Origin of the sequence: Flagellimonas baculiformis (genome assembly GCF_033441575.1) — a bacterium.
GTDB lineage: Bacteria > Bacteroidota > Bacteroidia > Flavobacteriales > Flavobacteriaceae > Flagellimonas > Flagellimonas baculiformis.
The window spans coordinates 1-12,672 of record NZ_JAUZVW010000019.1 but is presented as its reverse complement, the minus strand read 5'-3'; the positions used below and the strand labels follow the sequence as shown (position 1 = coordinate 12,672).

General features: G+C 43.9%; 9 protein-coding genes and 2 tRNA genes. 6 read left to right on the top strand and 5 right to left on the bottom strand.

Annotation, left to right across the window (positions count from 1 at the left end):
• The first annotated feature begins 4 nt into the window (after positions 1-4).
• Together gyrA and SD450_RS18595 are read left to right on the top strand one after the other, a co-directional pair.
• A complete protein-coding gene (gene gyrA, locus SD450_RS18600; protein ID WP_318345878.1) occupies positions 5-2,530 on the top strand; it encodes a DNA gyrase subunit A in 2,526 nt (841 codons plus the stop codon).
• A 33-nt stretch (positions 2,531-2,563) separates the two neighbouring features.
• Entirely contained in the window at positions 2,564-3,826 is a 1,263-nt protein-coding gene (locus tag SD450_RS18595) for a tetratricopeptide repeat protein (protein ID WP_318345877.1), read from the top strand.
• Between the two features lie 48 nt (positions 3,827-3,874).
• Here SD450_RS18595 and SD450_RS18590 read toward each other — a convergent pair whose 3' ends face one another.
• A complete protein-coding gene (locus tag SD450_RS18590) occupies positions 3,875-4,627 on the bottom strand; it encodes a C40 family peptidase (protein WP_318345876.1) in 753 nt (250 codons plus the stop codon).
• A gap of 18 nt (positions 4,628-4,645) precedes the next feature.
• Positions 4,646-5,821 carry an acetyl-CoA C-acyltransferase gene (locus SD450_RS18585; protein ID WP_318345875.1) on the bottom strand — a complete coding sequence of 392 codons (1,176 nt, stop codon included), beginning with the start codon at positions 5,819-5,821 and terminating at the stop codon, positions 4,646-4,648.
• Between the two features lie 248 nt (positions 5,822-6,069).
• Here SD450_RS18585 and SD450_RS18580 point away from each other — a divergent pair, with 248 nt between their 5' ends.
• The 4 genes from SD450_RS18580 (at position 6,070) to SD450_RS18565 (ending at position 9,947) form a co-directional block, all read left to right on the top strand.
• Complete coding sequence (locus SD450_RS18580) at positions 6,070-8,091, top strand: HD family phosphohydrolase (protein WP_318345874.1); 2,022 nt, start codon at positions 6,070-6,072, stop codon at positions 8,089-8,091.
• Between the two features lie 114 nt (positions 8,092-8,205).
• Positions 8,206-8,289: transfer RNA gene (locus tag SD450_RS18575), tRNA-Ser, on the top strand.
• Between the two features lie 134 nt (positions 8,290-8,423).
• Positions 8,424-8,498: transfer RNA gene (locus SD450_RS18570), tRNA-Pro, on the top strand.
• A 225-nt stretch (positions 8,499-8,723) separates the two neighbouring features.
• Complete coding sequence (locus SD450_RS18565) at positions 8,724-9,947, top strand: site-specific integrase (RefSeq protein ID WP_318345873.1); 1,224 nt, start codon at positions 8,724-8,726, stop codon at positions 9,945-9,947.
• Between the two features lie 599 nt (positions 9,948-10,546).
• Here SD450_RS18565 and SD450_RS18560 read toward each other — a convergent pair.
• The 3 genes from SD450_RS18560 to SD450_RS18550 are packed head-to-tail and all read right to left on the bottom strand — an operon-like array spanning position 10,547 to position 12,037.
• On the bottom strand, positions 10,547-11,488 hold the full coding sequence (locus SD450_RS18560; protein ID WP_318345872.1) for a HipA domain-containing protein: 942 nt from the start codon (positions 11,486-11,488) through the stop codon (positions 10,547-10,549).
• Positions 11,478-11,813: a HipA N-terminal domain-containing protein gene (locus tag SD450_RS18555; protein WP_318345871.1), complete on the bottom strand. Its 336-nt coding sequence runs from the start codon at positions 11,811-11,813 to the stop codon at positions 11,478-11,480. Before SD450_RS18555 ends, SD450_RS18560 begins: the two co-directional genes overlap by 11 nt.
• A complete protein-coding gene (locus SD450_RS18550) occupies positions 11,810-12,037 on the bottom strand; it encodes a helix-turn-helix domain-containing protein (RefSeq protein ID WP_318345870.1) in 228 nt (75 codons plus the stop codon). Before SD450_RS18550 ends, SD450_RS18555 begins: the two co-directional genes overlap by 4 nt.
• Positions 12,038-12,672 lie beyond the last annotated feature (635 nt).

The following is a 12,672-nucleotide window of genomic DNA, read 5'->3' as shown; positions in this document are numbered from 1 at the left end:
TAGCATGGCTGAAGGAGAAAAGTTAATTCCTATCAACATTGAGGATGAGATGAAATCTGCCTACATCGATTACTCGATGTCGGTCATTGTGTCACGTGCCCTGCCAGATGTTCGGGACGGGCTCAAGCCAGTTCACCGAAGAGTGCTCTTCGGGATGCACGAACTGGGCGTTAGATCTACAAGTGCACATAAAAAATCTGCCCGTATCGTAGGGGAGGTTTTGGGTAAATACCACCCCCATGGGGATACTTCCGTCTATGACACCATGGTGCGTATGGCCCAGGAGTGGAGCCTTAGGTATATGCTCATCGATGGTCAAGGAAACTTTGGTTCCGTGGATGGCGATAGCCCAGCGGCCATGCGTTATACCGAGGCCCGAATGCGGAAGATTGCAGACGAGATGTTGGCCGATATCGAAAAGGATACCGTGGACCATCAGCTCAATTTCGATGATTCCCTCCAAGAACCCACCGTTCTTCCCACCCGTGTTCCAAACCTGTTGGTGAACGGGGCTTCGGGTATTGCCGTGGGTATGGCGACCAATATGCCGCCCCACAACCTGTCCGAAGTGGTGGACGGGACCATTGCCTATATCGACAACCATGATATTGAGATAGATGAGCTGATCACCCATATCAAAGCTCCCGATTTCCCGACCGGAGGAATCATTTATGGGTACGAAGGGGTAAAAGAAGCTTTCCATACCGGAAAGGGCCGTGTGGTGATGCGTGCCAAGGCTTCGTTTGAAGAGGTACAGGGCAGGGAATGCATCATCGTGACCGAGATACCCTACCAAGTGAACAAGGCGGACATGATCAAAAAGACCGCCGATCTTGTAAACGAAAAGAAAATCGAAGGAATTGCATCTATCCGAGATGAATCGGATAGAAAGGGAATGCGTATCGTTTATATCCTTAAGCGGGACGCCATCCCCAATATTGTACTGAACACATTGTACAAGTACACGGCCCTCCAGTCGTCATTTAGTGTCAACAACATTGCGCTGGTCAAAGGTAGGCCGCAATTGTTGAACCTGAAGGAGATCATACACCACTTTGTGGAACATAGGCACGAGGTGGTGGTGCGCAGGACCACATATGAACTGAAGAAGGCCGAGGAGCGGGAGCACATCTTGCAAGGGCTTATCATTGCATCGGATAATATCGATGAGGTGATTGCCATTATCCGAGGTTCTTCCAATGTGGACGAGGCACGGACCAATTTGATGGAACGTTTCAAACTGTCCGAGATACAGGCCAAGGCCATCGTGGAGATGCGTTTGCGCCAATTGACAGGATTGGAGCAGGACAAACTCCGTGAAGAGTACGAAGAATTGTTGAAGACCATCGAAGACCTGAAGGACATTCTTGCCAAAAAAGAGCGCAGGATGCAGATCATCAAGGAAGAATTGATGGAGATCAAGGAAAAATATGGTGACGAAAGAAGATCGGAGATCAACTATGCGGGCGGAGACCTTAGCATAGAGGATATGATCCCCGATGAGCAAGTGGTGATCACCATTTCCCATGCGGGTTATATCAAAAGGACCTCACTTTCGGAATACAAGACCCAAAACAGGGGAGGTGTGGGCCAAAAGGCATCGTCCACCCGAAATGAGGATTTCCTGGAGCATTTGTTCGTGGGGACGAACCACCAGTACATGTTGTTCTTCACCCAAAAAGGAAAATGTTTCTGGATGCGTGTCTATGAAATCCCCGAAGGAAGTAGGACTTCCAAAGGAAGGGCCATCCAGAATCTGATCAACATAGAGATGGACGACAAGGTCAAGGCGTTCATCTGTACGCAGGACCTTAAGGACGAGGATTATGTGAACAGTCACTATGTGATCATGGCCACCAAAAAAGGAATCGTGAAGAAGACCTCTTTGGAACAATATTCACGACCTAGACAAAATGGTATCAATGCCATAACGGTCCGGGACGATGATGAATTGTTGGAAGCCAAGTTGACCACGGGTACCAGCCAGATATTCCTTGGATTGAAATCAGGGAAGGCCATCCGTTTTGAGGAAAGCAAGACCCGACCAATGGGTAGAAACGCTTCCGGTGTTCGCGGGATTACCTTGGCAGACGATAAGGATGAAGTGATCGGGATGGTTTCCGTGCACAATATGGAAGAGGATATCCTCGTGGTTTCCGAAAATGGGTATGGCAAGCGTTCCACAATCGAAGACTACAGGATCACCAACCGGGGAGGAAAGGGTGTGAAGACCATTTCCATCACCAGTAAAACGGGAGGTCTTGTGGCCATAAAGAATGTGACCGATACCGACGACCTCATGATCATTAACAAGTCTGGGATAGCCATACGGATGAGCGTCGAAGATCTCAGGGTGATGGGAAGGGCCACACAAGGGGTACGTCTGATCAATCTAAGGGACGGTGACTCCATTGCAGCGGTCGCCAAGGTCATGAAAGAGGACGACCCTGTGGAAGAAACCGATATCCTTGATATTGAGGTGAAAGGGGAAGATGGCACGGCGATTGATAACGATAACGAGAATAATTAATAAACACAAACACTAAATAATTACATTTTTGACATGAAGACTAGAATTTTAATACTACTTGCCATTGGGGTTTCAGCTATGGGTTTTTCCCAGAAGGATGAAATCAAGGATGCAGAAAAAGCCCTGAAAGATGGTGATGCGGCAGCGGCAAAAACCGCGCTGGACAGAGCAGCCTCCACCATTGATGCAGCAGATGAGAAACTTCAGGCACAGTACTATGCCGTAAAGGGGAACGTCTATTCCGATTTGGCCAAAAAAGGGGATGCTTCCGCTTTTGAGCCAGCCATCGAAGCCTATAACAAAGTTATTTCCGTTGAAGAGGCCAGTGGGAAATCAAAATATACCCCAGTGGCGCAGGAGAAATTGTCCCAAATGACAGCAGATCTTGTGAATGCTGCCGTTGAGGACAACAACAACCAAAAATTCAGCGAGGCTGCCGAAAAACTCTACATGGGTTACAAATTGAGTCCACAGGACACCATTTATCTATATTATGCTGCCAGCAGCGCGGTAAATGGACAGAATTACGAAAAAGCCTTGGATTACTACAATGAGCTCAAGGAATTGAACTATGACGGTAGCGGGGTCACCTACACTGCGGTCAATATCGAAACCGGGGAAACAGAGACCATGGACAAGGCTACCCGCGACCTGTATGTGAAAGCCGGTACCCACAAAGATCCCAAAGAAGAAAAAAGTCCGTCCAAAAAACCAGAGATCGTAAAGAACATTGCACTGATCTACCAACAATTGGGTGACAGCGAAAAGGCTTTGGCAGCTTATGCAGATGCCAGGGCAGAAAACCCAGAGGATGTAAACCTGATATTGGGAGAGGCCAACCTGCACTACACTTTGGGCGATAAGGAAAAATTCAAGGAATTGATGGGGGAAGCCTCGGCAATGGCACCCGACAATCCCGACTTGCTCTACAATATTGGAGTCATCAATATGGAACAGGGCAACTTGGATGCCGCAAGGGATGCTTATAAAAAGGCTTTGGCCATCGATCCTGGATATATCAATGCGCTATTGAACCTTTCAACCACTTATGTGAATGAGGGCAACGGTCTGATCGATGAAATGAACGCCTTGGGAAGCTCTAAAGCGGACATCGCCAAATATGACCAATTGAAGGAGAAAAAAGACAGTCTTTTCAAAGAAGGAGCTGTGGTGTTGGAAGATGCACTGAAAACAAATCCTGATAACCAAAGTATCCTGACCCAGTTGAAGAATATCTACGGGGCTTTGGGAGACACCGAAAACTTTATGAGGATCAAAAAGCTGTTGGGAGAATAATCCATCCCCGAAAACCCAAACAAAAGCCCCAGAACTCTGGGGCTTTTTTTATATGATTTTTTTGATGACCCTTAATTTGTGGGTGTACAACTTTTCTTGGGTGTTGAAAATCCCCGTGTGGTCCAGACGATCGATACGCACATGGCCGTTCACATGGATGATGTGATTGTCCTTCAATATAATTCCAACGTGGTCGATGATGCCATCTTGGTCGTCAAAAAAGGCAAGGTCCCCAGGCTCACTTTCCTCAATAAAGCTTAGAGCTTCCCCTTGTTTTGACTGTCTTTCAGCCTTTCGTTCCAAGGCATGTCCGTTTATTTTGTACACCATTTGGGTAAAACCGGAACAATCTGTGCCAAATGGGGTCTTTCCGCCGGCCAAATAAGGCGCTTTTAAATACATAAAAGCGGTGTCCACCAAATTTTCCTTTGGATTGATTTCTTCCACATAGCTCCCCTCGAAGGAATGGTTCATCAGGGAAGAGGAACCCACCATGGACCCCAACAGGATCGGAAGCAACATACCATCGTCCGTACAAATGTGCGAAATGATGTCGGAAGATGTTTTTTTGTTCTTGTCCGAGTCCAATTGTTGGTACGCATCCTCGGAAATCAGATATATCTGGTTGTTGGCGACCCAACCTTCATAATTGTCATGGGCCACCCTTATCTTGCTCCACTTTTTTCTGTGCTCCAAGACCTTGAAATGTTCACCGTACAAAAGTTGTGAGGACATTTCAGAAGCATCATCGGGAATTGTTCTAATGGGAACAATGCTCAGTGGACAAATTCCATATTGCATTTATAGTAGATTGAATCGCTAATATCTTTCCAAAACAATTGCCGAAGCACCGCCACCACCATTGCAAATGGCCGCCGCTCCCAATTTGGCATTGTTCTGTTCCAATATGTTCAGTAATGTTATGGTGATCCTGGCGCCGGAGCAGCCCAATGGATGTCCGAGGGACACGGCACCTCCGTTCACGTTGACGTTGGAAGCGTCCAACCCAAGAAGTTTCATGTTGGCCAATCCCACTACGGAGAAAGCCTCGTTGAATTCAAAATAATCAATATCTTCGATGGAGACGCTGGCCCTATCCAATGCTTTGGGAAGCGCTTTTGCCGGAGCGGTTGTGAACCATTCGGGCTCGTGGGCAGCATCAGCATATCCCTTGATGGATGCAAGGGGTTTCAGGCCCAGTTCCTTTGCTTTTTCCTCGCTCATGAGCACCACCGCTGCTGCTCCATCATTTATAGTGGAAGCATTGGCGGCAGTGACCGTGCCTTCTTTCGTGAAAGCGGGACGGAGCGATGGAATTTTGTCCAATTTCACGTTTTTGTATTCTTCATCCTCAGTGACCACTATGGGCTCACCCCTTCGTTGGGGCACCTCCACGGGAACAACTTCATTGTTGAACTTTCCTGTCTTCCATGCCTCCGCAGATCTTTGGTATGACTGGATGGCGTAGGCATCTTGGTCTTCTCGGCTGAATTCATATTTGGTGGCACATGCATCGGCACAGACCCCCATGGCATTTTGGTCGTAAGCATCCACAAGGCCATCCTTTTGCATGCCATCGAGCAATGTGGAAGGACCAAACTTGGTCTCGCTCCTCAAATAGGCATAATGGGGGATAAGGCTCATATTTTCCATACCTCCCGCCACTACAATCGAATTTTCGCCCAGCGCGATGGATTGGGCCGCCTGCATGATGGATTTCATTCCAGAGGCACATACCTTGTTCACCGTGGTGCAGGGAACGGTATTCGGGATACCGGCATAAATGGCCGCCTGTCTTGCAGGAGCCTGTCCTGTACCGGCCTGGACCACGTTCCCCATCAGCACTTCCTCTACCAGTTCGGGCTTCAGGTTGATTTTGTCCAGGGCACCTTTAATGGCCACGGCCCCTAATCTGGGTGCAGGAACAGTGGAAAGTGACCCCATAAAGCTCCCGATCGGGGTTCTGGCGGCTGAAACGATTACGACTTTTTTCATCTGTTTGAAATTTTATAATCATTTAAAAAAGAAGTAATTACAAACTTTCAAATAGATGTAACCACTTCGTTTTCACATAAACTTATTTTAATCATGTCTTTATGGTGTGCTTAAAAAAGTTTATGCTCATTTCATATGTGCATGTTTACTTTTGCGAAAATACTAAATTTAAATGCAAAGCTATAAAAGGGCACAACCCCTAAACCTTAATTATAATTTTCTATTTTTGATATTGACAGCTCTACGCTATGGGAAAAACTTTGGACAATGTTTATAAACACCAATCACTGGCCTACAAGTATTTTCTCTATGTTGTCTCCATTGCCTTGATCGTTTTCTTTTTTCCGAAGGGAGGAAAGTTCAAGTATGATTTTCAGAAAGGAAAGCCTTGGCAATATGAGAACCTATACGCCCCCATCGATTTTTCCATTCAAAAGTCCCAAGAGGAAATAGCAGAAGAGCAGCTCAAGATCCGCAACAGCAAGACCGACTACTATGCCTATGATGCCGATGTGGTCGCAAATGTAAGGGAGGAAGTGGAAAAGGGGCTGGGTGCCATGTTTTCTTCAAGGGAAAGACAAGCACTCTGGGATCTGGCCAACGAGGTGATAGATGAGGTATATGGAGTAGGGGTCTTTCAGGATGTGCCACAGGCCAAATCCATTGTGGTGGTAAAGAACAATGAGGCTTTGCCCTTGGGGAGCAACGGTTATTTGAATGTGGAAAGGGCCAGGCAAAAGGTAGCTGATATTTTCTCGGACAAAGATGCTTCAGCAGCTGGCAGCGCCGTAGGATTGGTGCAAAGGAACATAAGGCCCAATCTGTTCCATGATCGGTCTTTGACTGAAAGTGCATTGAACGATGAACTCTCCAAAATTTCCTATACGAGGGGAGAAGTGCTCCAAGGAAAACTCATCATTGCAAAGGGAGAGATCGTGGAGGCAGAGGATTTTAAAGTCCTCAACTCGCTTAGGGATGAATATGAATCTGAACTGTGGAGAGGGAACAATTACTATTTCATCCTGCTGGGATATATCATCTTGGTGGCTCTGGTGCTGGTCATGCTCTTTCTCTTCTTGAAACGTTACCGGAACGATATTTTCAAGAACAACAACAAGGTCACCTTCATTTTTTTCAACATCCTGCTCATGGTCATTGCCACGACCTTGATGGTGAAAAATTATGAGAACTATGTGTATGTGGTACCATTGTGTATCCTCCCCCTGGTGCTCAAGAACTTTTTTGATGCAAGGTTGGGCCTTTTTGTCCATGTACTGACGGTGCTTATCCTTGGTTTTGTGGTGCCCAACAGTTTTGAATATATTTTTCTACAGATCATAGCGGGAATTGTGACCATATTGACTGCATCGGAACTCTATAAAAGGGCCAACCTTTTCATTTCGGTGGGGCAGATCACTTTGGTCTATATCATTGGCTATTTCGCGTTCCATGCCATACATGAGGGCAATCTGGACAATGTCGAATGGATCTTGTTCGGGGTTTTTGTCCTGAACGGACTGTTGACCCTATTTGCCCAGCCCTTGATCTATATGTTCGAAAAACTGTTTGGACTCATATCCGATGTTTCATTGCTGGAACTTTCCGATACCAATTCCAAGTTGCTCAAAGAATTGTCCGACAAGGCCCCTGGAACCTTCCATCATTCCTTACAAGTGGCGAACCTTGCAGAAGCGGCCGCCAATGAGATCGGGGCCAATGCGATGTTGGTAAGGGTAGGCGCCCTTTACCATGACATCGGCAAAATGGAAAATCCCATGTACTTCACTGAAAACCAGATCACCAACGTGAATCCGCATGACGATCTGCCACCCATGGAAAGTGCAAAGATCATCATAGACCACGTCATCAATGGCATCGAAATTGCCCGTAGGAACAATTTGCCCGACCGTATTATAGATTTTATCCGCACCCACCATGGGACTACCTTGGTCTATTATTTTTATAAAAAGCAGCAAGAATTGGACAGGGAGGTGGACGAAGACGACTTCAGGTATCCCGGACCAATCCCTTTTTCCAGGGAAACAGCTATCCTGATGATGTCAGATGCTGTCGAGGCCGCCTCAAAAAGTTTGAAAAGTCCAACCTTTGTGGTCATAGATGAGTTTGTGGAAAAAATTGTCAAGGGACAGATGCAGACCAACCAATTTTTGAATGCCAACATTACCCTGAAAGAAATAGAAATGGTGAAGAAAGTCTTAAAGCAAAAGCTGACCAATGTTTACCATTTGCGGGTGGAATACCCTGAATAGCAAGAGCGAACGGATTGTTGCATTAAAAAAGTGGAAAAATAGTTGCTATCTATTGGATGAAAAGGTACATTTGCATCCGCATTTTTGGAGTGCACGTTCAGGAAAAAAATAATAGGAGAGGTGCCGGAGTGGTAACGGAGCAGATTGCTAATCTGTCGACGGGTAACCGTCGCCTGGGTTCGAGTCCCAGTCTCTCCGCTTTTCCCTACTAACAGTTCGGGGTGTTGCACCTCGACAGGCTCGGTATAAACTCCGCCCGAGCGAGCTACTTAAACAGTGGCGTTTTTTTGGAGTTTGAAATTTAGAATTTTTTCAGCTAATAGGCTGTATTTCGGGGTGTAGCGTAGCCCGGTTATCGCGCCTGCTTTGGGAGCAGGAGGCCGCAGGTTCGAATCCTGCCACCCCGACTTAACTTATTTAAATAAAATCAAAACACTGTTAATCTCATGATTTTCAGTGTTTTGTGTTTTTAGGCATATCATCTAAAATCAATTAAAACCATCTAAAATCATATAAAGCGTGTTCCTATCGGGAGCAGAATATTACAATTTATATTGTAATTTTAGATGACTTTTGAAGCGTTTTGCTTGTGTTTTGACTTTCACGGTATTAACAGTTTAAAACATTGCAACATGCAGAAAAACAATCGCTTAACAATCAATTTCTTTACTAGAAAGCATAAGGTTCAATCCGAGAATCGAATTATCTATTGTAGGATCACCATCGATGGAGAGCGCACTGATTTTAGTATAAATCGGGAAATCAAAACCAATTTATGGGACAATAGCCGTAAAAGGGGCAAGGGATTTTCCAATTATGTCATCTCCCTTAACAAGTACCTGGATCAAATTTATACGGGTTTACATGAGGCCCATAGGCTATTGATGGCAGAAGATAAGGTAATCACCCCTTTGGCCATAAAAGCAAGGTTCTTTGGGGAAGATGATGGGGGCAAGACCTTGAAACAATTGATTGCCTATCATAATGGGACCATGCATACCTCATTACGCCCCGGAACCAGGAAGAACTACCATATTACAGAAAGGTGCATAAACCTATTTTTAAGAGAGGAATATGGGGTGGAGGACATTAAGCTCAAAAAATTGAATTACCGTTTTATATCGGACTTTGAGCAGTACCTAAGAAAGTACAGGCCGTCCACACGGACCAAATGCACAAATAACGGAGCCATGAAACACATGGAACGGCTTAAGAAAATGTCGAGGTTGGCCGTGCGGTTGGAATGGATCTCAAAGGATCCCTTTGAGAACTATAAACTGCATTTTGTCAAAACCCAAAGGGAACATTTGACGAAAAGGGAACTTGGACTTATTGAAGAAACCAGTTTTACAAAACAAGGCGTTGAAAGGACTAAGGATGTATTCCTCTTTTCTTGTTATACGGGCCTATCCTACATTGACGTAAAAGCACTGTCTCCCGACAATGTTATCAAAGGAATAGATGGTAATGACTGGTTGTTCACCAAAAGGACAAAGACCGATGAGCGGCTCAAAATACCACTGCTGCCTCAAGCAAGGGAAATCATCAAGAAATATGAGGGGTCATCGGAAAGGAAAATAAAAAATACCCTTTTACCTGTTTTCAGCAACCAGAAGGTCAATTTTTATCTTAAGGAGATCAGTAAAGCCTGTGGAATCCATAAAAGAATCACATTCCATACAGCAAGGCACACTTTTGCAACAACGGTAACACTGTCCAACGGTGTTCCGATTGAAACAGTTTCAAAGTTGTTGGGTCATACCAAATTGTCAACTACCCAGATATATGCTAGGGTCTTAGAAAAGAAAGTTAGTGAAGATATGAGGATATTGGTTGAAAAAATGGGGGGCAAGTAAAGCTTTCCAGTAAGAATTAATCAAATTCATCGATTTTATTACATTTTAGGAGTATATATGGATGAGCCGGATGGTTGAGACCACCAACAACGGAAAATTTGAGCCATCCAATATTTGGTAGTAGTGATTTGAAATTCAGATTTTTGTGTCATGTTGGAATGTGCTCAATTTTATCCGGCGAAGGTGGTGTTCTATGTCCTGCGTTTCCATATTTATCGAGTCGCTTGTCTTTTTGATAAAAAAGTACTGCAAAGGAATTTTACATTTTTTGGATATCGACTTGATGCCTTTTACATTGATTTTAATTGAATATAAATGAAACCTAATAAAACAAAAAAACCTGTAAATCAGTAATTTATATGTTTGTTGTTGTGTTTTGATGGTGTTTTAGTGGAGATTAGGGTTTCAAGCCCTTTAAAATTTTGTGCTCACCGAATAGGTCACTTTTTTTGACATGAGTATATAAAGTGCAGGTTATTAAATGGTTACATATAATTTTAACCTTTATCCGTAGGCAATAGAGAATTTATTCTATTCCGTATGTAAGTTGATTGCAAAAAATATAGGAGGTTGGATTCAGATTCCCATCATTTATGTCGCTAATTATAAATTCTATCGTACCGATTATTAAGCAGATCAATATATAATCCTTTCATATCCTTGGATAAAAAGGAACTGTCCACCCATCTTAAGGCATCCTTTTTCCGTTTCAAAAATCTTTTGAAAACACCTTGTACCTGTTTTTCTGTCAGCCCCATATTTCTTCCAAGTTTTTCAAAATGCATACGCTTCAAATTACTTTTCTTGCCTTGCAAGGTCAACGCTAGCTCTTCCTTATCCTCAGGATTGACAATTGATACATTGAGCAGGTCATAAGCAGGGGAAAGTATCCATCCGGATGAGGAGTGTATCATGGAAAAATTCTTAAGGTGCATATCGTTGTTTCCCGTTAAAAAACTGAACAGGGTCAGTTCAAATAGGAAAATCATATCCAACAAAGTATTGGCAGAATGTTGCTTTAAGGCTTTTCCAACCTTTTCCATGGAGCTCTTATATTTATCAAAAGCCTCTGTTATTTGGAACATGTCGAGCATATGGATCTTATGGCCTTCATCAGTTCTATCAATCCGTTTGGTGATATAGGAAATTTCTCCGGATTTCAGGCGTATTAGGCTGGATGGGACGGTTTGGATTCCGAATGCTTCTGCAATGCGCATGGTCAGATGTTCGTTTGCGGGCATCTCCGGATATTCTGTTGTTGGGGGCTTAAAAATATAGTGCCCTCCAAGTGCGCCGACCACTGTCAATCGGTAATCGGCAGTGCCCCCTATCTCATTGAATAGTGACATTGATAATTTGGGTTGCACACCCGGTACGGAAATACTTCGTTCTAGGACATTTTTGGCCAATTCGGACATTTGATCCAAGTTATATTCCAATTTTGGAGGCACTTTTTTTCCAAAGAAAGCAAGGCTGCACTTTTCATGAAAATCGATTTCACCATCCAGCCCTTCATAACAAAATAGACACTTATCCCTCATGCTCCTCCTTTAAAGGTTCAACACTGACTGCTCCGATACAATTTTGACAACAGGCCAACAAAAGGCCCATACGATCATTTTTGTTGAGTTTCCAGTTTTTTGATGCGATGTTCAATAGCCACCCTTCAGGAATCAGGCCTTCGAAGAAAGGAAACAATTTATTGTCTCTGAAAGGTTCTGTGCGCACAGGCATGGAAAACGATATGAATTGGTCAGGATATTGCTTCACATAGTCACCATTGTACTGAAACACATAATCACCATCATTGGTTTCAATAAGTTCACCTGCCCTGACCTGATCATAGAATATAATGGCTTTCCTCATTGTGTTTCTATATTTCCATGTTTTATGGTATTCAAGGGTACGGCGGCGAGGGTGTGGCCGAACATGCTCAGGACCAAGTTGACCTTGTCCATGTTCAGATTGGTTTTGCCCTGCTCTATTTTTCGGACTACGGTTAAGGCCACTCCTGCGCGTTCGGCAAACTCTTCTTGTGTGAGATTTACCTCATTTCTACGGGTTTTTACAAATTCGGATAATGTATTCATTATATGCTTTTAGATATAAAACCAATCAAATATACTAAATTATATGTTTTTACATATAAAACAACTATTTTTCATAGAATTATATGTTTTTACATATAATTATTACTAGGGGCTCTACAACCCATCTCTGGAAACCCCAATAAATAAGGGTTTCAAGCCCTTAAAGTTTTTATGCTCGCCGAATAGGTTGCTTTTCATTAAATATGTGTTAAAACACATAAAATCAACTATATACGATTGAATTCTTGGGCAAACTGGATAAGCTGGATGGTTGAGACCACCAACAACGGAAAATTTGACCTATCCAGTATTTGGATGTAGAAGATTGAAAGTCAAGTTTTTGTGTTGGTTTCGAGGGTGCTCAATTTGATCCGGCGAAGGTGGTCTACTATGTCCAGCGTTTCCAGGTAGCCCTAAAGCAAAAGATGAAAGTCGATACATCCATATCCAAACCATCTTCGACCGAAAGTCCTCGTCAGGAAGACCTCTTTGGCAACTCCGAAACAAGCTAATATTCCAACCAATCCTTTGCACCAAGGTAAACGTCGCATCCTGTCATCGGACAAGGGACGGCCTTTAGATTTGTTTTATAGATTATATCTATTGAGATTATGATGTTGAAAAGAGGGGGTCTG